Raw genomic sequence first — 26,260 nt, 5'->3', positions numbered from 1 at the left:
TGACTCTTCCGGTCGGACCCGGTCCAGTCTCAGAGGAGTTCGAGGATCGAACGAGTCAGCGATTCGGCCGTCACGAGCGACGTGAGGAATATCAAGACGACGACCGCGAGGAAGAGCGCGCGCTCGAGTCGAGTCGGCTCGAAGTACCGGTTGATCGCGGCGAACAGTGCAAGCGCCGTGATCGGCAGGCCGATGACGCCATTGACCGCGGGCATCAGTAGAGCCAGCCTCACTGGCGTAAAGTCGGTGAAGGCGAGGATCGGGATGACGAGAAGGACCGACAGTCCGATCAGGAAGTGGACGGTCCGCCGGAAGTACATGTCGCCGAAGTGGGTCGTCAGTTCGTAGGATTGTGGCACCATGAAGCCGGCAGCGAACAGCGTCCCGGTCGCGCTCGTGAACGACGCAGCGCCGACGGCGAGGACGAACACGCCCAGCACCCACGGGCCGATCATATCGGTGAGCGGTTCTGCGGGTGCGGTCAGCGTGAGCGTCTCGTCAGGGACGGCCATCGCGGCCGCGATAATAACCGTCGCACTGAGGGCGACGACGGCGGCCAGTCCGACCGTGTGGTCTTTCCGATATCGGGAGACGTCCGTCCAGTCCTTCTCGTGTTGCATGCTCGTCTGAATGAAGAAGTTCGGGTAGTAGACCGTCGTCCCCAGCAGTGCGATAATCATCGTCAGGTAGTTGAGGTCGGCGGAGATCGTCGGAACGAACCCGAGGGCGACGCCGCCGAGCGACGGCTGGAGGTTCGCGACGATGACCAGATAGGAGGCGAAGATCGCCAGCACGAGCGTTGCGATGACTCCCTCGATACGGCTATAGACGCGAAGTTCGACGAGCGAGATACCGAGTGCGGCCGTGATGATAATACCCACGTACAGATTCGAAACCGGAGTGAGAAAGACCAGCGCAGCTCCCGCGAGTGCGTAGTTGGCAACACTCCAGAACTGCATAATGAATGCGATGCCGAACGCGAACGGTTTCGCGGCCCCCGGTCCGATCACGTCCCTGATGTAGTCCATCAGCGGTTCGTTCTTCGCTGCCAATCGAGCGGACATCTCGTGCATCGTCAGACCGACGCCGAGCGTCAGCGGCAAGACCCACAGGAGTCCGAAGCCGAAACTAGTTCCGGCCTGCGTCAGGATATAGACGGACCCAGCTCCGAAAATATTCGCCGCAAAAAGGAGCCCGAGCCCGTATTGGTGAATTGTTTCTTTTGCCTTTTCGACAGGAATGTCGACCGCGGTACTGTGTTCTTCCATATGTAATCGTGCCCTGAAAAGCTCGGGCGTCTCAGCCCCTCGAGCCCGCGACCGACCGCGAGGACTGGGGGACTGCCACCGGTATGCTGTTTACTGGAGTCCGAAATCCCGTACTGACCCAAGGAACGGGATTCGTTTCAGCGGAAAGCTTGAGATAGCAGCCTACCCTGCAGATAGCTGGATCGAGTAAGATGGAATTGACGCGAGTACGGTACGAGAGCGACGAGCGAACTCGAGTGGCGACGAATACTGAGTGGTCACTGAGAGCGGACGCACTCGGGAGGCTGCCGGCAGTACGCTCTTACTACTCCAGGGCGAACGCACCGATGGAGAGGAAGTTGCCTTCAGAAGAAGGCATATATATTTCTATCCCTTACCCAAGGTGAAGACCAAATGCAAGGACAATCCCAACAGCAGGCCTACGATCGGGGGATCACGATCTTCTCCCCGGACGGACGCCTCTACCAGGTCGAATATGCACGCGAGGCCGTCAAGCGTGGGACCGCGAGCGTCGGGCTCCGGACGCCCGATGGCGTCGTCCTCGCCGCCAACCGACAGGTCAGTTCGCCGCTCATGGAGCGCTCGAGCGTGGAGAAAATCCACAAGGCCGACGAGCACATCGGCGTCGCAAGCGCCGGGCACGTCGCCGACGCCCGCCAGCTCGTCGACCTCGCGCGTCGCCGCGCACAGGGCGAACAGCTCCGATACGGTCAGGAGGTCGGCGTCGAAACCCTGACGCGATCGATCACGGACCACATTCAGGAGTACACCCAGACCGGTGGCGCGCGCCCCTTCGGCGTCGCGCTCCTCGTCGGCGGCATCGACGAGGGCGAACCGAAGCTGTTCGAAACCGACCCGTCGGGGACGGACTACGAGTGGAAGGCAGCCGCCATCGGCGGCGATCGCGACACCATTCAGGGCTACCTCGAGGACCACTATCGTGAGGATCTCGACGTCGACGGTGGCATCGAACTCGCCGTGAGCGCACTCAGCGAGCCCGAGGAGGAGGTCGTCGACGCCGAAGCGGTCGACGTCGCCACGATCACGACCGACGACGAATCGTTCCACTCGGTCGAGGAGAGCCGACTCGAGTCGATCCTCGCGGAAATCGACACGGAGGAGACCGATGAATAACTGGAGCCAGCCGTCGACGCCCCAGGGGAACGGCGATCCCTCGCCCTACGAGCCCGAACTGGGCTCGCTTCCCGACGGGAACGGGGGCGACGACTACGGCGAGAACGTCAACTCCACGGGGACGACGACCATCGGCATCACGACCGACGAGGGCGTCGTCATCGCGACGGACATGCGCGCCAGTCTGGGCGGCCGGTTCGTCTCGAACAAGGACGTCCAAAAGGTCGAGCAGATCCACCCGACCGGCGCGCTCACGCTCGTCGGTTCGGTCGGCGGCGCGCAGTCGTTCATCCGAACGCTGCGGGCCGAAGTTAACCTCTATGAATCCCGTCGCGGCGAGCCGATGCCCATCGAGGCACTGGCGACGCTGGCGGGTAACTTCGCCCGCGGCGGGCCGTTCCGAGCGATCAACCCCATCCTCGGTGGCGTCGACGCCGAGGGGAGCCACGTCTACAGTATCGACCCCGCTGGCGGGGTCATGGCCGACGACTACACCGTCACTGGCAGCGGGATGCAACTCGCCTACGGCCTCCTCGAACAGGAGCACGAGGACGACCTCTCGCTCGAGGACGCCAAGTCGGTCGCGGCTCGCGCCATCAAAAGTGCCGTCGAGCGCGACACCGGCTCCGGGAACGGCGTCTTCCTCGCGGAAGTGACCGACGAGGGCGTCGACATTCAGGGCCACAACGAGTTCGACGCGGTCATCTAGGCCGCGGTTGGTCGTTTATCGGGGCAGGCCGTTTATTGGGGCCATCCGGCTCGCGCTCGCGCGCGTACACGTGACTTTTATTAGGGCCGGACTGCTATCCGAAAGCAGGTTTTACATGTCCCAGGAAAGCGAGTACGGAGCCGGGCAGATTCAGGTCCTCGAGGGCCTGGAAGCCGTCCGAAAGCGACCGGCGATGTACATCGGCTCTACCGATTCTCGAGGACTCCACCATCTGGTCTACGAAGTGGTGGACAACTCGATCGACGAGGCACTGGCCGGCCACTGCGACGACATCACCGTCACTATCCACGAGGACGAGTCGGTGAGCGTCGCTGACGACGGCCGTGGTATCCCCGTCGACACACACGAGGAGTACGACCGCCCTGCACTCGAGGTCATTCTGACCGTCCTCCACGCCGGCGGCAAGTTCGACAACAAGTCCTACCAGGTCTCCGGCGGCCTCCACGGCGTCGGCGTGAGCGTGGTCAACGCCCTCTCCGAGCGTCTCGAGGCCGAGGTCAAACGCGACGGCGGCGTCTTCCGCCACGCGTTCGAGGGTGGCGAACCTATCGGTGACATGGAACGCGTTCGCGAGATGCAGCCCGACGAGGAGACAGGGAGCCGGATCCGGTTCTGGCCCGATACGGGTATCTTCGAGACGGGCGACGTCTCGTTCTCGACGCTATCGAACCGGCTTCGGGAACTGGCCTTCCTCAACTCGGGCGTCCGCATCACGCTCCGTGACGAGCGCGCGGACGACGACGAGGGCGAGGCCGTTACCGAGACCTACGAGTACGACGGTGGCATCCGCGAGTTCGTCGACTACCTCAACGAGACGCGCTCGGCGATGCACGAGGACGTCATCTACTTCGAGGACGAAGCACAGAACATCCAGATCGAAGTCGCGATGCAGGCCACCCAGGAACTGCAGGGGTCGATCCACGCCTTCGCGAACAACATCAACACACGCGAGGGGGGGACCCACCTCACCGGGTTCAAGACCGCGCTGACGCGGTGTGTCAACGATTACGCCAACGACAACGACCTCCTCTCGGATCTCGACGACAACCTCACGGGCGAGGACATCCGCGAGGGGCTGACCGCAGTCATCTCGATCAAACACCCCGATCCCCAGTTCGAGGGTCAGACGAAGACGAAACTCGGCAACTCGGAAGTACGGGGCATCGTCGAGAGCGCCATGCACGAGGGGCTCGGAACCTACTTCGAGGAACACCCCGACACCGCCGAGGCGATCGTCAACAAAGCGGTCGAAGCCGCGAAGGCACGCATGGCCGCCCAGAAGGCCGAAGAGCTGACCCGGCGGAAATCCGCCCTCGAGTCCACCTCGCTGCCCGGGAAACTGGCCGACTGCCAGACCAAAGATCCCGAGGAGGCCGAACTGTTCATCGCGGAGGGTGACTCCGCGGGGGGGAGCGCGAAACAGGCTCGGAATCCGGATTTCCAGGCCATCCTGCCAATCAAGGGGAAGATTCTGAACGTCGAGAAACACCGACTCGACCGCATCCTCGAGAACGACGAGATCCGGAACATGATCACCGCGATCGGCGCGGGGATCGGCGACGAGTTCGACGTCGAGGACGTCCGCTACAAGAAGATCATCATGGCGACGGACGCCGATGTCGACGGGGCACACATCCGGACGCTCCTGTTGACGTTCTTCTACCGGCACATGCGCCCGCTGCTCGAGGGCGGCTACGTCTACGCGACCCAGCCGCCGCTGTACCGCATCCGCTATCGCGGCGAGACCTACGACGCGATGACCGACGCCGAACGCGATCGGATCGTCGAAGAGAAGTGCGACGGCAATCCCTCGCAGGTCCAGCGGTTCAAGGGGCTCGGCGAGATGAACCCCGAACAGCTCTGGGAGACGACGATGAATCCCGACAACCGCATTCTCAAACAGATCACGATCGAGGACGCGGCCGCGGCGGACAAGATGTTCTCCGTCCTGATGGGCGACGCCGTCGAACCCCGCAAGCAGTTCATCAAGGATCACGCGCCGGAGGCGGAGTGGATCGACATCTAAGAACGGACTTTCACCCTGCGTACGGTCGCGAAGCGACCGCACTCGGTGAAAATTCGATGAAAAGGACTCCCCCTTCCCCTCCGTGCGGGCACGCCGCGTTCCGGGTCGGTCGTCGGCCCGCTCGAGCGTCCCCAGAGCGGACGCTCTCACGGATGCAACACTTTGCAGATAACCACCCCACCAATCAGCTGAGAATATGAGTTCAGACGTACCCGATCCGACGGACATAGAGGCCAGAGCGGTCGAAAACGTCCGTATCGAAGACGAGATGGAGCAGAGTTACATCGACTACGCGATGAGCGTCATCGCCGGTCGCGCACTCCCCGACGCCCGCGACGGACTCAAACCCGTCCACCGGCGCATCCTCTATGCGATGCACGAGATGGGCGTCTCCTCGGGGAGCAGCCACCGCAAGTCCTCCTCGATCGTCGGGGAGACGATGGGTGACTACCATCCCCACGGCGACAGCGCGATCTACGATACCCTGGTCCGGATGGCCCAGGACTTCTCGATGCGGTATCCGCTGGTCGACGGCCAGGGGAACTTCGGCTCGATGGACGGCGACCCCGCCGCCGCGCCCCGATACACGGAGGCTCGGATGGCCTCCGTCGCCGAGGAACTGCTCGAGGACATCGACAAGGAGACGGTCGACTTCTCGGCGAACTACGACGACCGCCTCCAAGAGCCCGACGTGCTTCCGGCGGCGTTTCCCAACCTGCTGGTCAACGGCTCCTCGGGGATCGCGGTCGGGATGTCGACGAACATCCCGCCCCACAATTTGGGCGAGGTAATCGACGCGACGATCGAGCTGATCGACGACCCCGACGCGACCGTCGACGACCTGATGGCGCACGTCAAAGGCCCGGACTTCCCGACGGGTGCGAACATCGTCGGCCGAGACGCGATCTACTCGGCGTACAAGACCGGCCGCGGGCGCATCCGCGTCCGCGCCGAGTTCGAGGTCGAAGAGTGGAAGTCGGGTCGCGAACGGATCGTCGTCACGGAACTGCCCTTCCAGGCCAACAAGGCTCGACTGGTCGAACGCATCGCCGAGGACGTCAACGAGGGCGAGATCGAGGGAGTTTCCGACCTGCGCGACGAGTCCGACCGCGACGGCGTCCGCGTCGTCATCGAACTCAAACGCGGCGCGAACGCCGACGTCGTCAAGAACAAACTGCTCGAGAATCACCTCGAACGAACCTTCGGCGTCATCAACCTCGCGCTGGTCGACGGCCAACCGCGCGTGCTCTCGCTCACGGAGACGCTCGAGGAGTACATCTCCCACCGCCGCGAGGTCGTTCGCCGACGCAGCGAGTACGACCTCGCGGCGGCCGAGGATCGGGCACACATCCTCGAGGGACGGCTGACGGCCGTCGAGAACGCCGAAGACGTCGTCGAGCTGATCCGCAACAGCGAGGATCGGTCGGCAGCGAAAGCGGCGCTACAGCAGTCCTACGACTTCTCCGAGGAGCAGGCCACCCACATCGTTCGGATGCAACTCGGCAGCCTCACCTCGATGGAGGCCGCCGAAATCGAAGACGAGTACGAGGAGGTCCAGGCCGAGATCGAACGCCTGACCACGATCCTCGAGAGCGAGTCGGAACTGCTCTCGGTCATCAAAGACGAGCTCCGCGAGATCAAAGACGAGTACGCCGACGACCGCCGCACCTCGATCGTCGAGGACGAAGGGACGGTTACCCACGAGGACCTCATTCCCGAGGAGGAGGTGTTCGTCGTCATGACGGAAGACGACTACGTCAAGCGAATGCCGATCGAGCAGTTCGACCCCCAGGGTCGCGGTGGGAAGGGGATCATCGGCGCGGACGTCAAGGAAGACGACCGCGTCTCGGCGGTCTTCCGGGCGAACACCCACGACTATCTACTCTGCTTTACGAATCAGGGCGAGGTCTACCGACTCAAGACCTACGAGATCCCGGAGATGGGCCGGACCGCGCGTGGTAAATCCGCGGTCAACATCCTCGATCTCGACCCCGGCGAGGACATCACGGCCATCGTCGACACCGACGCGTTCGGCGACGACGAGTTCGTGACGATGGCGACTCGGAACGGCTACGTCAAGCGCACCGCCGGCGAGGAGTTCGACAACATCCTCTCGACGGGGATCATCGCCGCGGACCTAGAAGAAGGCGACGAACTCGTCGACGTCGAGGTCACCGACGGCTCGCAGGACCTGGTCATCGCGACCGAGGGCGGGATGACGATCCGCTTCGACGAGGACGAAGTCCGTGCGATGGGCCGGAACGCCCGCGGCGTCAACGGCATCAAACTTCAAGAGGGCGACGCCGTCGCAGGACTGGTCGCGACCGACGAGGGCGACGAGCAGGCGCTGCTGACGGTCACGAAGAACGGCTACGGCAAGCGGACTCCCCTCTCGGAGTACAACACGCAGTCCCGCTACGGGAAGGGATTGATCGACATCAAGACCGGCGAGCGAAACGGTCCCGTGACGGCCGTCAAGGCGGTCTCCGACGACGATCAGCTCGTGATGATGAGCGAGCGCGGACAGATCGTCCGGACCCGCGTCGACGAGATCTCGACCGTCGGGCGGAACACGATGGGCGTGATCGTCATGGACGTCGAAGACGGCGACGCGGTCGCCGCAGTCGACGACCTTCCGGCGTCGGCGACCGCCGACGCAGCCGACGACGCGAACTGAGCCGGTCGGCTTCGGCACGGCCTCGGCTCGAAGCGGATTCGTTCGTCGATCGGGAGGGCAGTCACTAGAGAGAATCGAAGCAAACGCGGCGACCGTCCCTCAGTGGGCCGGTTCTTCGGCGGGCGCAACCATGTCGTCGATCCGTAGGATGAGGATGTTGTTCGTGTCGTCTTTCCCGTCGACGGTGCCCTCGATGACGAGTTTCGAGAGCGGCGTCGGGCCGACGGTGACGGCGTCGTTCTCGTGAATGTCGCCGAGCGTGCCCTGAATGTGGATCTCCGCGCGACAGAGTTCCGGGTGATGGACGCTCGAGAGGTCGATCTCTTCGATAATCGTATCGTCGACGGGTTCACCTTCGTGTTGCATCGGAACGGCCGCTGGCTCGTCCATCTGCTGGATCTCGAGCGCTTCGTAGGCAGCGGCCGTGGGTTTGTAGCCCCCTTTGGGTCCGGGTACACCCTCTACTAGTTGGAGGGCTTTGAGACTCTGCATTTGGTTACGAATCGTCCCCGGATTGCGATCGACCTGCTCGGCGATATCCTCGCCTTTAATCGCGTCTTCGGTTTCTTTGTGAAGATTCGTCAGTGCACGTAGAATTTTCTTCTGGCTCGGGGTGAGTTCGATGGATGACATAGGTATTTATTCGTATTTGGTTTCCTTAAACCCGACGGGTAGACCCGGCCGGGTGGTGGGATCCTGGCCTTCGAAGCGGGCACGGGAAGGTGTTTCTTTTCCGGTTTCGGAGGGAAAGCGGCGTCCGTCGGTAATTAACGACAGGTGTCGTTTCGGATTTAATCCGGGAGCGACCGATGGACTCGAGACGGGTCCCGCGTACAACGCCACCGGCTACGGTTCGGGTTCGACGGGTTGTGCGACTCGGACGTGGTGTGCGACGGATTCGGGCAGCGAAACGGGTTCTGCAGCCTCGCTCGAGCGAGCCGTCACCATTCCGAAGGGCGCGATTTCGAGTATCTCGAGTTCGACGCCGGGTTCGACGCCGTGCTCGGCGAGATAGGAGAGGACCTCCGGATCGCGGTCGGCGACCTCGGCGACGGTTACGACGGTGCCTGCCTCGAACTCGGTGATGGCCTCGCCCTCGGGTCGTTCCGGCGGCTCGAGGTCGGCACCGGGGATCGGGGAACCGTGCGGATCGACCGTCGGCTCACCGAGGGCATCGGCGACGCGATCCTCGAAGTCCTCGCTGATGTGGTGTTCGAGCCGGTCGGCCTCGGCGTGGACTTCCGACCAGTCGTAGTCGAGGTGCTCGGTGAGGTAGGCCTCGAGCAGCCGGTGGTGACGGACGATCTCGAGGGCGACCGTTTCGCCTTCGTCGGTCAGGGTCACCCCGCGGTACTTCTCGCGGTCGACGAGTTCGCGCTCCTCGAGTTTGTCGAGCATGCTGGTGACCGTCGGCGACGTGACGTCCAGCTCTCCGGCGATTTCGGAGGTTTTGATCCGCTCGTCGGTCTCGCGCTGGAGCTGATAGATCGCTTTCAGGTAGTCCTCCATCACGTCGCTCAGCATCATGCTGTAGCGAAATTAGATCGGTCTAACCCTAAAGCTGTCGCCAGCGAATCGGCGTGGATCGTCACGATCAAACCAGCCGACGGCGTACCAGGGGTATGGAACGAACCGTCAGAATCATCGGTGCCCCGATGGACTACGGGGCGAACCGCCGCGGCGTCGACATGGGACCGTCCGCGATCCGCTATGCCGACCTCGCGGACGGCCTCGAACGCGCTGGCGTCGAACCGGTCGACGACGGCGATTTGTCGATGCCGCGGGCGGAAGAGCGCGATCCGGACGCCGACCAACCTACCGGCGGGAACGCGAAGTTCCTCCGGGAAGTCGAGGATGTCTGCCGGCGAGTGAGCGATCGGGTCGCGGCGACGCTCGCGGACGGCGAGTTCCCGCTCGTCTTGGGCGGGGACCACTCGGTCGCGATCGGCTCGCTCAACGGCTCGGCACATGAGGCCGACCTCGGTGCCATCTGGTTCGACGCCCACGCCGACCTCAACACGCCGGAAACCTCTCCCAGCGGTAACGTCCACGGAATGCCCCTGGCTGCGGCGCTGGGTCGGGGTGCGTTCGGCGAGACGGAGTGGGCACCTGCTCCCCGATTGCGAGAGTCTTCGATCGCCTACGTCGGGCTCCGGAGCATCGACGACCGCGAGCGCGAACTGATCCGGGAGAGCGATATGACCGCCTTTACGATGTCCGACATCGACCAACGGGGCATCTCCGCAGTCGTCGACGACGCCCTCGCGGTCGCGACCGATGGAACCGACGGCGTCCACGTCAGCCTCGACCTCGACTGGCTCGATCCGAAGGCGGCACCCGGTGTCGGTACCCCCGTCCGCGGCGGCGTCACCTACCGGGAGGCCCACGCCGCCCTCGAGAGCCTCTCTCGGCGTCACGACGCCGACGGGGTGCTCCGATCGATGGACGTCGTCGAGGTAAACCCGATTCTGGACGAAGCAAACGAGACTGCGACGCTGGCGGCCGAACTGACCGCGAGTACGTTCGGCAAGCGCATCCTCTGAACCCGTTGCATACAGTGTGTGCCACACCATCGTGGCACGAGAACGGTGAGCACACTCACTCGCGTTTCAACACCTTTGTATCATAGTGATTCTCAGTGTGGGGTATGACTGAGAACGTCGTCGTGCTCGGAGCCGGATATGCCGGAACCGGTACGATCAACAAGCTGCAATCGGAGCTCGGGGGCAACGTGCGGCTAACCTGGATCGCTGACGTCGACTACCACCTCGTTCTCCACGAATCCCACCGCGTGATTCGCGATCCGAACGTCCGCCCTGACATCACGTTCCCGATCGATCAGATCGCGGACCCGTCGACGCGGTTCATCCAGGACGAGGTTACCGGCCTCGACGTCGACGAACAGGTCGTCAAACTCGAAGACAGCGACGACGTCGAGTACGATTACGTCCTCGTCGGACTCGGCAGCCAGACCGCCTACTACGGCATTCCCGGCCTCGAGGAGCAGTCCCTGACCCTGAAGAGCCTCGACGACGCCCTCGAGATCCACGACGCGGTCAACGACGCCAGCCAGGCGGCGACCCGCGGCGACCCCGCACAGGTCGTCATCGGCGGTGCCGGCCTCTCGGGCATCCAGACCGCCGGCGAGATCGCGGAGTTCCGCGACAACCACCGTGCGCCGATCGAGATCCACCTCGTCGAAGCCCTCGAGGAGATCTTCCCCGGCAACGATCCGGAGATCCAACAGGCCCTGCGCGACCTGCTCGAGGAGGCTGGCGTCCACATCCACACGGACGACCCGATCACCGAGGCGACCGACGACGCCATCGAGTTCGACGAAGGCGAGCCGCTCGAATACGACGTGTTGGTCTGGACCGGCGGGATCACCGGCCGCGACGCGATTGACGATGTCGACCTCGAAAACGAGCACAACCGAATCAACACCGGTGCGAACTTCCAGACCTCCGACGAGCGCGTCTTCGCGATCGGTGACTCGGCGATCATCGATCAGGGCGACCAGCCCGCGCCACCGACGGCACAGGCCGCCTGGCAGGCCGCGGAGGTCGCCGGCGAGAACATCGTTCGTGCGATCCAGAACCGCCCGCTGAAAACCTGGGAGTACGACGATAAGGGGACCGTCATCTCCGTCGGGGAGGAAGCCGTTGCCCACGACGTCAAACCCGCGTTCGGCATCTCCCTTCCCGTCGATACCTTCGGCGGCTTCCCGGCCCAGAACCTGAAGAAGATGATCGCCGCCCGCTGGATCGCCGACATTACCTCCTGGAACGAAGCCCGACGGTCCTGGTCGTCGCTGTAACTCGGTTTTGTCTCGACGTCGTTTTTGTCTCGATGCTCTACGATGACGACGCTGTGTTCGATGGCGTGGGCCGCAAAATCGGTACTCGAGGGGGTGGCTCCAAGCGGCCCAACGGGGCTCCCGTCAGTGTATCCTCGATGTCTGAAACGGGTCGTCGGCCGTCACTCGAATCCGAGTGATGCGTCCGGCTCGACGGGTTCGACGTCGCCCGCTTTTGCTGCCTCGTTGTAAATGTAGCCCCACAAGGCAAACGACAGGTTCACGAGATACACCGGGAACACGATGTACAGTACGAGCACCAGGGGGATGCCGATGATCGTGATCGCGAGTATGAACGCACCGATCGCGAACGCAATATACAGGCCGATGGATATCACGAACAGCAATAGGATCCCCTTGAGATAGTGCATCGAGAGTGCGAACTCGAGAATTCGACGGTCGGAAAACGTCTTACTGAGGCTTCCCGTCCCGATCAACACCGGTACGATCGCGCCTGCGATATAGCTGCCAGCCAGTACGGCGATCGTTCCGATCCCGATGATCGGGAGCGCAAGCGTCGACGACTCCCCGACTGCGCTGACCGCCAGGGAAATGACCGCTGTCACGGCCGCGAGTGCGATCACTACAGCGAGATAGACCGCCACGAGAATCAGGCCGTCCCTTCCCATACCGGGCCAGTCGTCGAACGACGGGACTTCCTCGTCGCCGCGTGCGGCGGCACGACCGACTCGATAGGAGTAGCCATACGAGACGATCAGCGGTATCAAGAGGAGAAACCAAAAGAACGTGAAGACGGAATCGATCACCAACGGTTTCCCGCCTTTCCCGAGGGGGTATTTGAACGAGAAGGTAAAAATATCAATACTGTGGTATTTCGGCTCTGACGGATCGGGCGATCCTGGACCCGATGCCGCTGCCGGATCCCGGTTCCGATCGGTCGACCAGCCTGCCGTCGAATCGTCGATCCCCGAATCGTCAGTTGACCACCCGGACGTTGCGTCGCTCCCGTCCGAACTGCCGTCTGACCACCCGGCCGATGCGTCTCCGACGTCCCCCTCTGCCAGTTTCCCCCCACAGTTGGGACAGAGAATCGTCCCCGTTTCGAACTCCTCATCACAGTCGTGACAATACGACATAGCCGAGGATTCGTTCACGGCTGTATATGTGTTCTGCTTTCGGATACGATCGGGGTAAAACGAAGGAGAGGATACGGAGTGGGCGAACAACAGCGATTTGATAGATCGGTTATTCGGCTCGAGTGGAATCGGCCTCCGCGTCGCTATCGCCGCCCATCGGTCGGGCCGGGACGCCCGCAACCGTCGTGTCCGGCGGCACGTCACGGGTCACCAGCGAATTCGCCGCGACGCGAGCCCCCGAACCGATTTCGACGCCGGGAAGGAGGATCGCACCGGCACCGATCATCGCCCGTTCGCCGACGACGACCTCGCCCGTCCGGTACTCGTCCTGGAGGAACTCGTGACAGAGAATCGTCGCGTCGTAGCCGACGATCGCGTCTGCCTCGACGGTGATCAGCTCCGGCCAGAAGACGTCCGGCGTGGCCTCGAGTCCCCAGGAGACGCCGTCACCGACCGTGACACCGATGGCGGTCAGGAGCCAGCGCTTGAGCCGCAGGCTCGGCGAGATCCGAACGAGCCAGACCACGACGTAGTTGATCGCGATCCGGAACGGGTTGCGAGCGGTGGTCCAGTGGGCCAGCGAGTTTCGCGGGCCGGGCGTTGCGTGGCGCTCGACGCGGTCGTGTCGGGGTGTCGTATCGTCGGAAGCCGTCACTGGCTGTCCCGTTCGACGTGTTGGTACATCAATCCGATCGATGCGGAAACGGCTCCCGTTTCGCCGTCGCTCAGATACCGTTCGCGTGTAGGAACGATCGCTGTCGGGCCCGCCGATCGTCGCTCTCTCCCTCACTGCCCCACCCGGCCACCCTCGTGTTCGCTGTCACGCGTCGGGAGTCCCGACCAGCTCCCGGAACGCAGCGCCCGAGAGCGCACAGCGGTAGGCCGGCTTGAACATCATGTTCGCGCCGCCGGCCCGTACGTTCCACTCGTCCGCAATCTCCTCGCGCAAGTAATACTGCGGGCGTTCGTTTCCGTCCCTGACGTAGTACTCGCTGAGACGAATCGGCTCCCGTTCGAAGAGCCCACCCGGCTCGCGGCCGTCGACGATCACGACCGGTTTCTCGAGGTAGAGGTCACCGTTCTGGGCGCGTTTCGCGTGTGCGTTGTCCGGATGGGCAGCGAGGATGGCCTGCCGTTCGCCGGGCGGTGTGTCGGGGCCGACGACGAGCACCTCGTCGACGGTGAAGTAACCGATCAGGTACCTGTGGGCGCGGTCCCCGCTGGGCCGTCGCAGGCCGGCGTAGAAGCCGACGACATCGCCCGACTCGAGCGCACGGAGCCGCGAGACGTAGCCGCTGGTTCGGTGTTCGCCGTACGTCAGCGCCTCGAAGTTCGGATCGTGGTGGAGCGGCCAGGACGCGAGTTCGTCGCCGGCCACGGTTTCGGTCCCCTCGTGGACCGGCTGGGGGGTGATACGGGTCGTCAGATCCGCTGCGGTGCCGTCGTCGGCTCGGAGCTCCCACGAGCCGAGTGTTTCGGATTCGGTCGTCTCACGTGTTTTCTCCGGGATCGGAACGTACTCGAAGCGGCCGTCGTCGTACAGCGGCGCCAGCGCACCGAGGTTCGTACTGTCCGCACCGACGCCGGCGAGAACGACAGTCATTGGTTCGTCCCGCTACTCGAGCCGAGACGGCGATAAAACCGCCGATCGGCCGTTCCATCAGCGATCCGCCGTTCGAGCGGCGTAGTACAGCGGGAGGGAGATGACGAGAAATACCACCCCCATCGCGGCCATTCCGATCCAGGCCGTCGACAGCAGGTGTGCGGGGAGCATACCAGCGATCTCGAGGATCCAGAGGAGGCTGTACCCGCCGATGACCAGCAGGCTCGCAACGTACGCTCGAAAGAGCCAGCCGACGGCGCGGTACAGCGTCGTCTTCGTGACCGACGCCGGGAGCGACGCCTGGAAACGCCCGCTCATTCCGTCACCGTCCGGTCGGCGTCACGGATCGCGCCCGCTGTGTCGTCAACGGCGGGACGACCCGCAGGGTTCGGAACCGAGTTTCGATCGTGGTCGGTAGCGCGTGAATCCATCGAGGCGATACCGTAGGGTGACGGGTCAATCCGCTTGAATCTTTGTACCGACTCGAGCGCTGTCGACGAGCGTGGTGCAGCGGTCGACCGCCGATCAGTGACCAACCAGCGCTCCGGCGGCGCCGAGAGACACCCTTTTCGGGACGGGCGTTCCACACTCGCGTATGCGTGTCACCTTTCTGGGCACGGGCAGCGCGATGCCCACCGGCGAACGCTTTCAGGCTGGTATTCTCCTCCAGGACGACGGTCGAACGCTACTGGTCGACTGCGGTGCCGGCGCGCTCCAGCGACTCCAGCAGTCCGGCGTCGGCTACGAGCACGTCTCGAGCGTCCTCCTGACACACCACCACCTCGACCACGTCACCGACCTGCTCCCCCTGATGAAGGCCCGCTGGCTCGCCGGCGAGGAACACCTCGAGATCGTCGGCCCGCAGGGAACCAAGGGCCTGGTCGACGGCCTCCTCTCGGTCCACGAGTACATGCAGGACAAACTCGAGGTGCAGATCCGGGAGGTCGTCCCCGGGGAGTTCTCGGTCGCGGGGTTCGACGTGACCGCCTACGAGACGCGTCACTCGCTGCCGTGTCTGGCGTATCGGTTCGGCGACCTGTTTACCTTCAGCGGTGACAGTGAGGCCTTTACCGGGCTGGCGAACTTTGCGGAGGGCTCGGCGATCCTGGCCCACGATTGCTCGTTTCCCGACGACGTCGACGTCTCGAACCACCCCACGCCCGAGAGCCTCGGCCGCGCGCTCGCCGGCCACGACATCGGCCGCGTCTACCTGACCCACCTCTACCCCCACACTGAGGGCCGACACGAGGAGATGCTCGAGTCGATCGGCGCTCACTACGACGGCGACGTCCGATTCGCCGAGGACCTCAAAACGGTCTCGATCGAGTAACCGTCAATCGGTGAGTGTCAGAGAGGCCCTCTCTCGGTTCCGAGTACAGCCACGGTTACGGTCAATTGACCGAGACATACGTGTGTGTACTGAGCGCGAGTTTCATGTCCAACTCTGAATAACGGAACCGGATCACCAACTACTGCTAATTAATCCCTTTCGCTATTGAACGTTCTATCCGTTCCAAAGGGATAATTTTGGAGCCCAGTCTGTTGTGTCGTATTATCCGTTATACGGTAGGTGACTGAGTAGGTAAACTCCTCCGATGCAGCCAGTTGCGATGCGTCGGTAACACCGCCACGACACTCTAATTGGGCGTGAAACTCGTCCGTACTACCGTTTGAGACTGAAATAGAGGTACAGTTAGCTATCACTCTGTCATCGTCATCGAGCCTGTGGTTATTGCTTGCGAGTAGGTCGTTATAGAAAAGGCGCTCTTCGTAAGTAACAGTATAGTCAACGCCATTCGAGGAGTTTAACGGGGTCGGTTTCTCCGGACCAACGGGATAACTCTCGACATTCGAAACACCCTCACCCGGCGTATCAGGCTGAATCTGGAACACGATACCCATCCCCGCTCCAACAAGAAGTACGAAGACAAGAAACCCGAGTGGGATAATCGCCCAGTCCGAATCCATCAGTTCATGTTCTACTTCTAATACAATAGGTGTTGTGCAGATTAAGAATCGGTGTACCGAGTGTTACGTCTCCTGTCTGTACTTACCGGTTCGTCGATTCGAAGAGAGATGGTGTGCGACGAGTTCTACGGACACCCCGTTCGACCGGCGAATTTCGCCATCGAGGGCGTCACGCTCCGCTCACCGTCTTGTGCTGCTGCAAAAGCGCCGAGAGGGAGAGTTGAACCACGGTCGTTTCGCTCCGCTTCACTCCCTGATTCGAATCTCCGTAGCCGTTTACAGCGACTGACTAACTCGCGCCGCTACGCGTCGCTCGTTGGGTGGGGCCGCTGCAAAAGCGCCGAGAGGGAGATTTGAACTCCCGAGTCCGTGAGGACAGTAGATTTCGAATCTACCGCCTTGGCCGGGCTAGGCTATCTCGGCTCACTCGTATATATCGGGGAGACGTTTTTACCCGTTTCGATTTTTCGCTCCCACTGTGATTCGTTCTCTCGCGATCGGCCAACAGCTTCGGCCCCGCTCGAGTCGCGGGAGCGGACCGGCCCGAGCGGGGCCGGCGCGCTCGATCAGCCCGTGTTCTTCATGCCGGCCGCGATCCCCTTGACCGTCAGTCGCAGGGTTCGTTCCTCGATGTCCGTCCGATGGGTCCGATTGAGCAGGTAGACCTGGAGCATGTTCAGCGGGTCCACGTAGGGATTGCGCCGCTCGAGGTTTTCACCGAGCCAGTCGCGGGTATGCAGCTGGTCGCGCTGGCCGATCTCGGTGATCAGGTCGGCCGTCCGCTCGTACTCGTCGGAGACGCGGGGGAAGAACCGATCGCGAAGCTCTTCCTCGGCCATGTCGGCGTACCGCTCGGCGATCTCGAGTTCGGTTCGCGACAGCGAGAGGGCGGCGTTGTCCAGCGTCGTCCGGAAGAACGGCCACTCGTCGTACATCTCCTGGAGGGTCTCCATCGAGCCACCGTCCTCGAGGTAGGCCTCGACGCCCGTCGCGATGGCGTACCAGCCCGGCAGGATACACCGCGACTGGGTCCAGGAGAACACCCACGGGATCGCCCGCAGGTCCTCGACGGTCCGCTCGCCCGACCGGGAGGCCGGCCGCGATCCCAGATCGAGGTCTTCGATGACCGTAATGGGGGTCGCCTCTTCGAAGTACTGGACGAACCCGTCGCTCTCGAGGAGGTCGCGGTACTCCTGGCGAGCAGCGTCGGCCATGGTCTCCATGGCGTCGACCCACTCGTCGTGGACCTCCTCTTCGGGTTGGTCCATCGCCTGCTTGCGTGCCCGTAGCTGGGCGTTGAGCATCTGTTCGATGTTGCGCTCGGCGATGCGCGGGTTGGCGTACTTCTCGGCGATCGCCTCGCCCTGTTCGGTGAACTTGACCTGGCCCGTGACCGTCGAGTTCGGCAGCGCCAGCAGCGCCTCGTTCATCGGACCGCCACCGCGGGAAATCGAGCCGCCCCGGCCGTGGAACAGCCGCATGGTCACGTCGTGGTCGGCACAGATCTCGCCGAGCCGGCGCTGGTTCTTGTACAGCGACCAGTTCGCGGCGAGGAAGCCGTTCTCCTTGTTCGAGTCCGAGTAGCCCAGCATGATCTCCTGGGTCCGTCCGCGCGCCTCGAGAGCCTGTGCGTAGGCCTCGTTCTCGAACAGCGTGCCCATGATCCGTCGGGCTCCCGAGAGGGCGTACTCGGTCTCCAAGAGCGGGACGATGTCGATCCCGGCGTGTTCGGGCAGGGAGACGACGCCCGCCTGATCGGCCAGGAAGAGCACCTCGAGGACGTGGCTGGGTTCCTCGGTCATCGAGATGGCGTAGGTGTCGATGGCGTGGCTGCCGTACTCCGTCTGCCAGTCGGCGAGGCTGTCGAAGAGTTCGAGGACCCGACCGGAGTCGTCCGAAAGCTCCGCGGTGTCCTCGAGGTCGATGACGGTTTCCTCCTGCAGGACGGCGTCGGTCAGGAACTCGACGCGCTCGTCCTCCGAGAGCCCGTGGTAGTCGATTCCCTCGCGCTCGAGTGCCTCGGCGATCGCGTCGGTGTGTTTCGCCTGGTGCTCGCGCAGGTCGAGGCTCGCAAGCGAGAAGCCGAAGGTGGCGACCTGGCGGCGGATCGGATCGACGTGGGCGTCGACGACGCTCTCGGCCCCGTTGTTCCGCAGGCTCTTCGCGATGACCTCGAGATCGTCGAGGAGTTCGTCGACGTCGTCGTAGCCGCCGGGGCGGACGTCGCCGACGCGGCGGAGCCGCTCGCGCATGAGCTTGAGTTTCTGTCGGTAGGGTTCGCCAGGGTAGCGCTCCTCGGCGGTGCGGGCGCTCCCTGGCAGGCGCTCGCGATCCGCCTCGAGGGTCGCCTGGAAGGCGGAGCCGGCGTCGATCCGGCTGCCGTCCTGGCTCAGCACGCCCGAGAGGCGCTTGAGCTGCTCGCGATACTGCTCGAGGACGACCGAGCGCTGGCGCTCGAGGGTGTTGGCGGTGACGTCGGGCGTCACGTAGGGGTTGCCGTCGCGGTCGCTGCCGGCCCACGAGCGGAACTCGAAGAGCTTCGGAATCTCGAGGTCGCCGGGGATTTCGGCGTCGATCGCGTCGTCGAGTTCGTCGTAGACCTCCCCGACGACGTCGAACAGAGTGTTCTCGAGGTACCACTGGACGTTGCGGGCTTCGTCCTCGGGTTCGGGCTGGCGGTTGCGCACCTGTGGGGTCTGCCAGAGGCTCGTCACCTCGGCGTCGATGTCCCGCCAGACCTGACTCTCCTCTTTGTCCGTCAGCAGTCGTTCGTCCAGGGTCTCGAGATAGGTCGAGATCTCTCTGAGTTTGGATTTGACGGTCTTGCGCCGGGCTTCGGTCGGGTGGGCGGTAAAGGTCGGCTCGATCAGGACGTCGTCTAGCACCTGTCGGACGGTCTCGATGTCTGCCTCGCCGAGCTCTTCGGCAGCGGTCTCGAGGCTGTCGTCGAGGGTCCCCTCGTGGGAGGCCGTTCGAATCGTTCGGACTCGCTCGCGTTCCTCCGCGAGGTTGATCAACTCGAAGTACGTCGTGAACCCGCGAGCGACGACCCGCTGGTGGTGGGGCGAGAGCCCCTCGAGTTCGGTGACCAGCGGCTCTCGTGAATCGCGCTCCCCGGACCGGTACTCGATCGCCGCTCGCCGACATGATTCGACGGTCTCGAACGCGCTGCGGGACGTCTGATCCTCGAGGACGTCTCCCAGCAGCGCTCCGAGTTCTCGGACGTCCTGCCGGACATCCCGATTGTGGAGTCGCATATCTGTGGATATGTGTGCCATGGTAAAAACCCCTCGCAGGAGAGTTGGCGGCTCATACATCGTTTTCCGTGATAGTTATCGCTCGAGCCACTCCGCTGACTGCCGGCTCGTCCGCTCGGCCGACCGACAGCTCTCGAGTTCGTAGATCGTCTGACGGCGTCGATGGTAGCCACTGCAACGATTCCCGTACAGACCGCAACGCCGTCATTCGGCCAGATGTGCAGTGACGCTCGGTGGCTACTATAGAAATCGTTTTCCCGCTGCGTCGATCCGGATCGAAGGGACAAGCGCTACGCGTCGGTATACTGCGCACAGACGCGACGGATCCCGTCCTCGAAATCGATCTTCGGTTCCCAGCCGATCGCTTCGCGAATCTTCGAGGCATCGGCACAGGTGTCGTGGACGTACACCGAATCGGGAATCGGGTTCTCGACGTACTCGGGCTCGACATCCGTTCCGAGTTCGTCGTTGAGCATCTCCACGACCGTATTGAAGTCGTACGCCTCTCCCGTCCCGAGATTGTAGATTCCGTCGAGTTGGGCGTCGGCAGCGCCCTCGAGCCCGCGGACGATGTCGGAGACGTGTGTGAAATCCCGCGTCTGCGTGCCGTCGCCGTAGAGGACGGGCGACTCGCCGGTGGCGATGTCGTCGGCGAACTGCGCGATCACGTTGGCGTACTCGCCTTTGTGTTCCTCGGCACCGCCGTAGCCCTGATAGACCGAGAAAAACCGCATTCCGGCCATCGACATGTCGTAGTGGTTCGAGAAGTACTCGCCGTAGCGTTCCCGGGCCAGTTTCGAGGCCTCGTATCCGGTGTTCACGTGCACGTCCATGTCTTCGGGCGACGGGTCGGTACGGCTCCCGTAGATCGACGACGTCGAGGCGTAGACGACCGTCTCGCAGCCCTCCTGTCGAGCCTGCTCGACCACGTTGACGAATCCCTCCACGTTCACCCTGGCACCGGTCGTCGGGTCCTCCTCGTGCATCGCGTACGAGGACAGCGCCGCCAGATGGAACACCACGTCGACGTCGGTCGGGAGATCGTCGTCCAACACGCTCGCATCGACGAATTCGACGTCGTCGGAGAGGTTCTCCGGCGTTCCCAGATAGCAGTCGTCGACGACGGTCACGTCGTTGACCTCGACGAGTTGGTTCGCCAGATTCGACCCGATAAATCCCGCACCCCCGGTGACGAGGACGGATTGCGCCTCGAGAGTCATACCAGGAACCCCCATTCGGCAATCCATAGGTGTTGTCATCTCCCGACAGCGGATCTCGCCGTCGCCAGTCGATCCTGCCCCGTCCCACAGGTTCTTGATGAATCGTCTCACACCACACGATAATGCAGTACTACGAGGACATCGAGGTCGGCGACACCCAGGAGTTTGGCGAGTATCACGTGACGAAAGAAGAAATCATCGAGTTCGCCGAGCAGTACGACCCACAGCCGTTTCACGTCGACGAGGAGGCTGCGGGCGACTCCGCGTTCGGCGAACTGGTCGCCTCCGGCTGGCACACCGCCGCGATGTGTATGCGGCTGCTTGTCGACGGTCCGCTGGACGACCGAGCCAGCATGGGTGCCGGCGGCGTCGACGAACTTCGCTGGAAACAGCCCGTCAGACCCGGTGATACGCTTTCGATCCGGACGGAAATCATCGACAAACAGGTCTCCGAGAGCGATCCGAATCGGGGGTACGTCGACAGCCGTCTCGAGGGGATCACCCAGGACGGCGACGTCGTCATCTCCTGGATCGCCCACGGCATGATCGCCCGTCGGAATCCGGGCGGCGACTGAGACGGTTTGCTGTCCCGATTTCCCGGTGGGACCGCAGGGCGGTCCCGGTCCCACCGGCACCGACGGACAGGAGACCGTATGAGCCGTCACGGCTCGTGACTCTCCCTCGAAGTCGATGCGATTCGAGGGAACCGTTCTCCGCGCACCGACGATCATATCGGTAACGCTCTCCGTTCGCGGACGACCTCGAGAGAGCGATTGCCGGTGTCCGTGACCGGAGATGTTCGGATCTGCCCTTATCACCTGTGGGACCGTCCGCTCCGTATGAGCGATCTCAGGGAGTTCGATGTCCGATCAGGCGTCGACGAGGATGCCTGGCAACTGTCGGTCACGGGGACGGTCGAGCAGTCCGTCGCGCTCTCCATCGACGAGCTCCGGGCGCTTCCGCTCGAGACGTACACCGAGGACTTCGCGTGTGTCGAGGGGTGGGTCGCCGAGGACTGCTCCTGGCGCGGGGTTCGCGTCGCGAGCGTGCTCGAACTCGCCGAGCCGACCGACGCGAGCACGTACGCGCTCGTCCACGGGATGGACGACGAGTACGCCTGTTCGTTCCCGCTGGCCCGGCTTGCCGACGCCGTCCTCGCCGTGGAACTCGACGGCGAGAGGCTCCCGGTCGAACACGGCGGCCCGGCGCGACTCGTTCCCACGGCGTCGGAGAGCGACTGCTGGGAGAGCATCAAGTGGGTACGTCGGATCGACCTGCGGGAGACGGAACCGATCGCGGATGACACCGCCGAAGAACTGGCGCTCTCCCGAATCGAGTGAGTGAGCGGCCGGACGGTCACCTCACGGCCACCAGTCGTCGATCTACGGCTCTCCGATCTCGAGATACGTCGTATACTCCTTCCTGAGCAGCCCGTTCCGGTTCGTTTCGATCGCGAGCAGGTCGTGATCGGTCTGTGCCGCCAGGCGACCGTACTCCTGCTTTGCCCGCCGGTCCGTACTTCGAATGCGCAGTATCGACCCCGGCCCCAGGTCCTCGAGCGCACGCTGGACGCGGGCGATGCCGCTCGCACAGCCCCGTCCCCGGTTGTCGACCGTCAGATCGGGTTCGACGTCGGGTGCCGTCTCGGGGATCTCGATCTCAGTCATCGGCGTTCCCTCTCGCCCGTAGTTCGGCCGACCGATCCGACTCTCGCTCCTCGAGGTCACAAACCCCATCGATCGGCGAGCAGGCGCGCCACATCGGACAGAGTTTGAAAATGACCGCCAACACCCCGATACTGGCAACCTTGGCGAGGACGGCCACGCCAATCGGCGTCGCCACGTAGCTCTCGACGCGGACGCCCAGGACGGTGACGGCCTGGAAGAGCCCGGTCAGAAACAGGAACGGAATGATGAACCGAACCGCCCAGCGGAACCGCTCGAGTTGCTCGCCGGCGGCCCGGGCGACGGCGGCGGTCGGTCGCTTCTGGCCCGTCGGGACGGCGACGAAGATGTTCCAGACCGCGCCGCCGAGCCACGCGACGAACGCGAGGAGGTGTCCCGTTCGGATGCCCGCTGCGATCGGCTCGAACCCGCGCAGGCTCACCTCCGCGAGTCCCGTGCCGACGACGACGGCCAGCGCCAGGCCCAGTGCGAGGAGTCCGGCCGGACTCCGGAACTGCGCGTCGACAGCTATCGAGCGCCGCGTCGTCACGACGAGGGTTCCGATCCACATCGCGAACAACGCGCCGAGGGCGATCACGAGCGGCCCGATCCCGAGGACCGAGACGTACGCTGCGAGGACGACGGGCCCGGTCGCCACGAGGACGACGACGGCTCCGGTCGCGATCCTGTCGAATCGGGCGTACATCTCAGCACAGTACTCGCTGGCTGCCGTCCCGAGATCCTGCGGCCGCACGAAGCAATGTTTCCAGACGAGCCCACCCGTGAGCACGCCGAGTGAAACCAAGTACGACCACTTGGCGAGCGTCACGACTGCCGACTGGCCGCCCAGACGTCCCGTTACCCACGTTCCGATCAGCGAGCCGGTCAGAATAACCACGAGTGCGATCTTTGGCAGTACGTACTTGTCGAAGAGATCAGTCGAGACGGTGGGTTGGACCCCCGTCGATGAATCGGCCATCGAGCAATCACCTGCTCGAGGGTTGTGGCTCACCGGGGCTAAGTTCGGTCACGGACATATTCGGATTCCGTCAGCGACGATTGCCCGAACATCTCCGGAAACAGCGTTTCGATCGTCCGTATCCGACCGGTACCGTGGAGGCCGATGAGCGAACCAATGGCGGCAGTCGATCGGACGACGGAGAGGCGCTGGAACCGGTCGTCCCACGCGGCGTATCCGGAACCGATCGTCGAGCGCTCTCCCTACGTCGAACTCGCACTCGAGCACCGCGACCTCGAGGCGACGGAGTACGGGGAGTCGTTCTTTCCGGACGCCGTGCCGTACACGTGCGCGGGCACCCATCGGGTCTTTTACTGGCGGCCGTCGCTACCGGCGGCGGCCAGTGAACCGGCAGCCTGGGACGGGACCTGTGCGACGACGGACTCGCTCTCGACGGTCACGGCGACCGATCCGAACGGGATCGATCTCGTTTCGCGACGGCGCGGGGCGACGGCGGTGACCGTCGACGCGACGATCGCCGGCGAGTCGACGAGCACGCTCCTCGAGTCGTACGCCGTTCCGGACGTTCGCGTCCGAGCACTGGCCGAATCACGCCTTCGACTGGGCGTCGAGGGAACCACGTTCGTCGTTCCGGCGGGAACCCGACGACGAGTCTCGCTCGCCGAGCAGACGGTCGCTCGAGTCGACGGCGGCGGTGAACCAGCGACCACGACGCCAGAACTCGTCGTTCGGTTCCCCGGCGACCGAGAACTACACCATCCGGCCCTCGGAGCCGACTATCGATTGTTCCCCTCGTTCGGGTTGGACCTCGAGTCCGTGCCCAACCCCCTTTCCGTTCCGACGGTGAACGGCGAACTCGATCACGAGGCCCTCGCGGAGTCGCTGGCCGTCGACCTGACCGCTCGTCCCTATCCCGAACGCGTCCTCTGGCAGGCCTTTGCCTACACAGCGTTCGATCCACATGCCGACACCGACCCGCGTCTCTGCCAGTTCCCGACGGGCCATATCGCACTCCCGGACGAGCCGGCTGCCGACGGCGGGTGACGGAGTGACGGCTGGCCGACGGTCGCGGGACGACCCGCGACGGGGTCAAGAGTCGACCGATACCAACCGTTCGCGGACCGTTTCGGCGACGTCAGTCAGATGGACCTGACCGAACACCGCGATGATGAGCGCGCCGACCGAGTTAAACATGATATCGCGGATCGTGTCGTCGAGTCCGTGCTGAGCCAGTGGCATCGTGAGTCCAGTTTCGAGGGCGACGAGATCGAGCGCGAACTCGAACAGTTCCCAGATGACGCCGAAGGCCATCACGATCACGAAGATGTAGACGAACGCGATCCGACTGGGGATGTGAATGTCGTCGACGTGGAGGTCGACCGCTCGAGCGGCCGTATAGCCGGCACCGGCGACGAGAGAGGCCGATAGCGCGTGCGTGAGGTGGTCCCACCACTCGATCTGGCCGTACAGACCCGCCGAGCCGAGCGTGTGGAGGAACACGGCGGACGTGATCCAGAGGCCGAGCCACGGATCCAGCGGAACGCCGTAGTTGCGCTCGAACAACGCCGGAAGGAACGTAATCAGGAGTGCAACGCCGCCGTTGACGATCGCTTTGGGCTGGCCCGCGAGGAGACCGTAGCCGACGAGACCGACGAGGACGAGTTGCATCAGTCCCGTCAGCAGCCGCTGATTTCGTACCGAGGGCCGTGGGAGGAGCGTCATCGACGGACCACCCGTCTGAGGGCCCGACGGAGCCGTCGGTCCCGTCGTCTGAAGTACGCGTCGAACAACACTCCGGCCGCCAGCCCGGCGACGGTCACGGAGAGCCACTCGTACATCAGCGCCTCGTTCGTCGAGAGATACGACGTTCCGAACGCCCGATCCAGGTTCCACCGCAGCACGGACCACGCCGCGACCGATGCCAACGTCGTCAACACGACCAGTGCCACGGCGAACCAGTGGGTGACGCGAAGCGACGTGAACATGTGTAGCTCGACCGTGACGAGCAAAGCCAGGCCCGCGACCGCGAGATACGCGGCGAACGTCCCGACGCTGCCGCCGAACAGCCCTCTGACGAGGATCGGCAACGTCGCGAGGACGAGCAACTCCCAGGGGAGCATGACTCGCCAGTCGCCGTAGGCAGCGGGCGGAATCAGTACGATCACACCGACGCTGGTGACGAAGCCGAGCCACTGGAGGTCGAACTCGAGTGCACTCTCGATGAAGACCGTCGCGAGGACGGCGACGACCAGCCACGCGATGAGTCCGTTCAGCCGACTGCTCCGGAACAGTTGCTCGAAGAGTTCCGCCGAGCCATCCGAACCGTCACCTCGGGAGGAATGTCCGTCGTTGTCGGGCATATCGGAGTTCCAGACACTACCGCAGGATAAAGCCGGTGGGATGATTCGGTGACTCCTCCCCGAGATCAGCCGTGTTGCTCCCGACAGACGCGCTGGCGGGGCTGGCGATGGCAGCGCCGCTCGTCTCCCCATCCCGAGCTTGTATCGGTGGCGCTCGTGGGCGCGTTCGCTGGCAGCGTCTGTCAGTCCACTGGTCGGATTCGATCCCGCTGTGGGGCATCCGCGACGGCTACACGACCCGACGATCGACGCGTTCGTCGCCCTCTCGGTCGCCACTACAGCAGTTCTCGTCACGACGCCGTGGCTCGTCGATGAGTCGCTCCTCGTCGGCGGCACGTACGGCGTTCTCCGACGGCTCGCACGTATCGCGCCGCCCGTCTCGGGTTGGTGTCGGACTTACTCGGCGAGTACGTCCCGAGTC

24 protein-coding genes and 1 tRNA gene are annotated in these 26,260 nt (G+C 63.8%); 10 read left to right on the top strand and 15 right to left on the bottom strand.

Features of this window, described 5'->3' with window-relative positions; genetic code table 11:
• Positions 1-29: 29 nt before the first annotated feature.
• On the bottom strand, positions 30-1,268 hold the full coding sequence (locus CP557_RS10850; protein WP_097379922.1) for an NRAMP family divalent metal transporter: 1,239 nt from the start codon (positions 1,266-1,268) through the stop codon (positions 30-32).
• 393 nt (positions 1,269-1,661) lie between these two features.
• Here CP557_RS10850 and psmA point away from each other — a divergent pair, with 393 nt between their 5' ends.
• The 4 genes from psmA to gyrA all read left to right on the top strand — a co-directional run bounded on the left by psmA (position 1,662) and on the right by gyrA (position 7,835).
• On the top strand, positions 1,662-2,402 hold the full coding sequence (gene psmA / locus CP557_RS10845) for an archaeal proteasome endopeptidase complex subunit alpha (protein WP_097379921.1): 741 nt from the start codon (positions 1,662-1,664) through the stop codon (positions 2,400-2,402).
• Positions 2,395-3,111 (top strand): archaeal proteasome endopeptidase complex subunit beta, encoded by a 717-nt coding sequence (psmB, locus tag CP557_RS10840; protein WP_097379920.1) that lies wholly within the window; start codon positions 2,395-2,397, stop codon positions 3,109-3,111. The genes psmA and psmB overlap by 8 nt, the downstream gene beginning before the upstream one ends.
• A 115-nt stretch (positions 3,112-3,226) precedes the next feature.
• Positions 3,227-5,158, top strand: coding sequence for a DNA topoisomerase (ATP-hydrolyzing) subunit B (gene gyrB / locus CP557_RS10835; RefSeq protein WP_097379919.1), 1,932 nt, complete (start codon positions 3,227-3,229; stop codon positions 5,156-5,158).
• Between the two features lie 196 nt (positions 5,159-5,354).
• Positions 5,355-7,835 (top strand): DNA gyrase subunit A, encoded by a 2,481-nt coding sequence (gene gyrA / locus CP557_RS10830; protein ID WP_097379918.1) that lies wholly within the window; start codon positions 5,355-5,357, stop codon positions 7,833-7,835.
• Between the two features lie 99 nt (positions 7,836-7,934).
• On the opposite strand, the gene CP557_RS10825 is transcribed toward gyrA, so the two are convergent.
• Both CP557_RS10825 and CP557_RS10820 read right to left on the bottom strand, forming a co-directional pair.
• A complete protein-coding gene (locus CP557_RS10825) occupies positions 7,935-8,468 on the bottom strand; it encodes an Rrf2 family transcriptional regulator (RefSeq protein WP_097379917.1) in 534 nt (177 codons plus the stop codon).
• A gap of 213 nt (positions 8,469-8,681) precedes the next feature.
• Positions 8,682-9,362 (bottom strand): metal-dependent transcriptional regulator, encoded by a 681-nt coding sequence (locus tag CP557_RS10820; RefSeq protein WP_097379916.1) that lies wholly within the window; start codon positions 9,360-9,362, stop codon positions 8,682-8,684.
• A 95-nt stretch (positions 9,363-9,457) separates the two neighbouring features.
• On the opposite strand from CP557_RS10820, the gene rocF reads away from it, so the two are divergent.
• Together rocF and CP557_RS10810 are read left to right on the top strand one after the other, a co-directional pair.
• A complete protein-coding gene (rocF, locus tag CP557_RS10815) occupies positions 9,458-10,378 on the top strand; it encodes an arginase (protein WP_097379915.1) in 921 nt (306 codons plus the stop codon).
• Between the two features lie 104 nt (positions 10,379-10,482).
• Entirely contained in the window at positions 10,483-11,652 is a 1,170-nt protein-coding gene (locus CP557_RS10810; protein WP_097379914.1) for an NAD(P)/FAD-dependent oxidoreductase, read from the top strand.
• A gap of 161 nt (positions 11,653-11,813) precedes the next feature.
• On the opposite strand, the gene CP557_RS10805 is transcribed toward CP557_RS10810, so the two are convergent.
• The 4 genes from CP557_RS10805 to CP557_RS10790 all read right to left on the bottom strand — a co-directional run bounded on the left by CP557_RS10805 (position 11,814) and on the right by CP557_RS10790 (position 14,709).
• Complete coding sequence (locus CP557_RS10805) at positions 11,814-12,458, bottom strand: DUF4013 domain-containing protein (protein WP_245852980.1); 645 nt, start codon at positions 12,456-12,458, stop codon at positions 11,814-11,816.
• Positions 12,459-12,897: 439 nt separating this feature from the next.
• Complete coding sequence (locus CP557_RS10800) at positions 12,898-13,443, bottom strand: acyltransferase (RefSeq protein WP_097379912.1); 546 nt, start codon at positions 13,441-13,443, stop codon at positions 12,898-12,900.
• 165 nt (positions 13,444-13,608) lie between these two features.
• Positions 13,609-14,391, bottom strand: a complete 783-nt coding sequence (locus CP557_RS10795; RefSeq protein WP_097379911.1) for an Nmad3 family putative nucleotide modification protein — start codon at positions 14,389-14,391, stop codon at positions 13,609-13,611.
• 57 nt (positions 14,392-14,448) lie between these two features.
• A complete protein-coding gene (locus CP557_RS10790) occupies positions 14,449-14,709 on the bottom strand; it encodes a hypothetical protein (protein ID WP_097379910.1) in 261 nt (86 codons plus the stop codon).
• A gap of 277 nt (positions 14,710-14,986) precedes the next feature.
• Here CP557_RS10790 and CP557_RS10785 point away from each other — a divergent pair, with 277 nt between their 5' ends.
• Positions 14,987-15,721, top strand: coding sequence for an MBL fold metallo-hydrolase (locus CP557_RS10785; RefSeq protein WP_097379909.1), 735 nt, complete (start codon positions 14,987-14,989; stop codon positions 15,719-15,721).
• A gap of 149 nt (positions 15,722-15,870) precedes the next feature.
• On the opposite strand, the gene CP557_RS10780 is transcribed toward CP557_RS10785, so the two are convergent.
• The 4 genes from CP557_RS10780 to CP557_RS10765 form a co-directional block, all read right to left on the bottom strand.
• The gene (locus CP557_RS10780) at positions 15,871-16,359 is read right to left on the bottom strand and encodes a hypothetical protein (protein WP_097379908.1); all 489 of its coding nucleotides are present in this window, start codon (positions 16,357-16,359) and stop codon (positions 15,871-15,873) included.
• Positions 16,360-16,697: 338 nt separating this feature from the next.
• Positions 16,698-16,782, bottom strand: a tRNA-Ser gene (locus tag CP557_RS10775).
• Between the two features lie 143 nt (positions 16,783-16,925).
• Positions 16,926-19,616: a phosphoenolpyruvate carboxylase gene (ppc, locus tag CP557_RS10770; RefSeq protein ID WP_097379907.1), complete on the bottom strand. Its 2,691-nt coding sequence runs from the start codon at positions 19,614-19,616 to the stop codon at positions 16,926-16,928.
• Positions 19,617-19,906: 290 nt separating this feature from the next.
• Entirely contained in the window at positions 19,907-20,836 is a 930-nt protein-coding gene (locus CP557_RS10765; protein WP_097379906.1) for an NAD-dependent epimerase/dehydratase family protein, read from the bottom strand.
• Between the two features lie 122 nt (positions 20,837-20,958).
• On the opposite strand from CP557_RS10765, the gene CP557_RS10760 reads away from it, so the two are divergent.
• A complete protein-coding gene (locus CP557_RS10760; RefSeq protein ID WP_097379905.1) occupies positions 20,959-21,411 on the top strand; it encodes a MaoC family dehydratase in 453 nt (150 codons plus the stop codon).
• Positions 21,412-21,675: 264 nt separating this feature from the next.
• Complete coding sequence (locus tag CP557_RS10755) at positions 21,676-22,176, top strand: molybdopterin-dependent oxidoreductase (protein WP_097379904.1); 501 nt, start codon at positions 21,676-21,678, stop codon at positions 22,174-22,176.
• A gap of 42 nt (positions 22,177-22,218) precedes the next feature.
• Here the strand turns inward: CP557_RS10755 and CP557_RS10750 are convergent, their stop codons facing one another.
• Both CP557_RS10750 and CP557_RS10745 read right to left on the bottom strand, forming a co-directional pair.
• The gene (locus CP557_RS10750) at positions 22,219-22,503 is read right to left on the bottom strand and encodes a sulfurtransferase TusA family protein (RefSeq protein ID WP_097379903.1); all 285 of its coding nucleotides are present in this window, start codon (positions 22,501-22,503) and stop codon (positions 22,219-22,221) included.
• Positions 22,496-23,479 carry a hypothetical protein gene (locus CP557_RS10745; RefSeq protein ID WP_097379902.1) on the bottom strand — a complete coding sequence of 328 codons (984 nt, stop codon included), beginning with the start codon at positions 23,477-23,479 and terminating at the stop codon, positions 22,496-22,498. Before CP557_RS10745 ends, CP557_RS10750 begins: the two co-directional genes overlap by 8 nt.
• A gap of 144 nt (positions 23,480-23,623) precedes the next feature.
• Here CP557_RS10745 and CP557_RS10740 point away from each other — a divergent pair, with 144 nt between their 5' ends.
• Positions 23,624-24,523 carry a hypothetical protein gene (locus CP557_RS10740; RefSeq protein ID WP_097379901.1) on the top strand — a complete coding sequence of 300 codons (900 nt, stop codon included), beginning with the start codon at positions 23,624-23,626 and terminating at the stop codon, positions 24,521-24,523.
• Positions 24,524-24,568: 45 nt separating this feature from the next.
• Here the strand turns inward: CP557_RS10740 and CP557_RS10735 are convergent, their stop codons facing one another.
• The gene (locus tag CP557_RS10735) at positions 24,569-25,201 is read right to left on the bottom strand and encodes a hypothetical protein (RefSeq protein ID WP_097379900.1); all 633 of its coding nucleotides are present in this window, start codon (positions 25,199-25,201) and stop codon (positions 24,569-24,571) included.
• Positions 25,198-25,839, bottom strand: a complete 642-nt coding sequence (locus CP557_RS10730) for a hypothetical protein (RefSeq protein WP_097379899.1) — start codon at positions 25,837-25,839, stop codon at positions 25,198-25,200. The genes CP557_RS10735 and CP557_RS10730 overlap by 4 nt, the downstream gene beginning before the upstream one ends.
• Between the last annotated feature and the right edge of the window lie 421 nt (positions 25,840-26,260).

It is taken from the genome of Natrinema ejinorense, from assembly GCF_002494345.1.
Lineage (GTDB): Archaea > Halobacteriota > Halobacteria > Halobacteriales > Natrialbaceae > Natrinema > Natrinema longum.
Note: the sequence above shows the minus strand (reverse complement) of the source record. Positions and strands in the feature narration are given on the sequence as shown.

Coding starts and splice junctions, on each gene's coding strand:
- CP557_RS10850 (WP_097379922.1), bottom strand. CDS start 1,268: ATGGAAGAACACAGTACCGCGGTCGACATTCCTGTCGAAAAGGCAAAA.
- psmA (WP_097379921.1), top strand. CDS start 1,662: ATGCAAGGACAATCCCAACAGCAGGCCTACGATCGGGGGATCACGATC.
- psmB (WP_097379920.1), top strand. CDS start 2,395: ATGAATAACTGGAGCCAGCCGTCGACGCCCCAGGGGAACGGCGATCCC.
- gyrB (WP_097379919.1), top strand. CDS start 3,227: ATGTCCCAGGAAAGCGAGTACGGAGCCGGGCAGATTCAGGTCCTCGAG.
- gyrA (WP_097379918.1), top strand. CDS start 5,355: ATGAGTTCAGACGTACCCGATCCGACGGACATAGAGGCCAGAGCGGTC.
- CP557_RS10825 (WP_097379917.1), bottom strand. CDS start 8,468: ATGTCATCCATCGAACTCACCCCGAGCCAGAAGAAAATTCTACGTGCA.
- CP557_RS10820 (WP_097379916.1), bottom strand. CDS start 9,362: ATGATGCTGAGCGACGTGATGGAGGACTACCTGAAAGCGATCTATCAG.
- rocF (WP_097379915.1), top strand. CDS start 9,458: ATGGAACGAACCGTCAGAATCATCGGTGCCCCGATGGACTACGGGGCG.
- CP557_RS10810 (WP_097379914.1), top strand. CDS start 10,483: ATGACTGAGAACGTCGTCGTGCTCGGAGCCGGATATGCCGGAACCGGT.
- CP557_RS10795 (WP_097379911.1), bottom strand. CDS start 14,391: ATGACTGTCGTTCTCGCCGGCGTCGGTGCGGACAGTACGAACCTCGGT.
- CP557_RS10790 (WP_097379910.1), bottom strand. CDS start 14,709: ATGAGCGGGCGTTTCCAGGCGTCGCTCCCGGCGTCGGTCACGAAGACG.
- CP557_RS10785 (WP_097379909.1), top strand. CDS start 14,987: ATGCGTGTCACCTTTCTGGGCACGGGCAGCGCGATGCCCACCGGCGAA.
- CP557_RS10780 (WP_097379908.1), bottom strand. CDS start 16,359: ATGGATTCGGACTGGGCGATTATCCCACTCGGGTTTCTTGTCTTCGTA.
- ppc (WP_097379907.1), bottom strand. CDS start 19,616: ATGCGACTCCACAATCGGGATGTCCGGCAGGACGTCCGAGAACTCGGA.
- CP557_RS10765 (WP_097379906.1), bottom strand. CDS start 20,836: ATGACTCTCGAGGCGCAATCCGTCCTCGTCACCGGGGGTGCGGGATTT.
- CP557_RS10760 (WP_097379905.1), top strand. CDS start 20,959: ATGCAGTACTACGAGGACATCGAGGTCGGCGACACCCAGGAGTTTGGC.
- CP557_RS10755 (WP_097379904.1), top strand. CDS start 21,676: ATGAGCGATCTCAGGGAGTTCGATGTCCGATCAGGCGTCGACGAGGAT.
- CP557_RS10750 (WP_097379903.1), bottom strand. CDS start 22,503: ATGACTGAGATCGAGATCCCCGAGACGGCACCCGACGTCGAACCCGAT.
- CP557_RS10745 (WP_097379902.1), bottom strand. CDS start 23,479: ATGGCCGATTCATCGACGGGGGTCCAACCCACCGTCTCGACTGATCTC.
- CP557_RS10740 (WP_097379901.1), top strand. CDS start 23,624: ATGAGCGAACCAATGGCGGCAGTCGATCGGACGACGGAGAGGCGCTGG.
- CP557_RS10735 (WP_097379900.1), bottom strand. CDS start 25,201: ATGACGCTCCTCCCACGGCCCTCGGTACGAAATCAGCGGCTGCTGACG.
- CP557_RS10730 (WP_097379899.1), bottom strand. CDS start 25,839: ATGCCCGACAACGACGGACATTCCTCCCGAGGTGACGGTTCGGATGGC.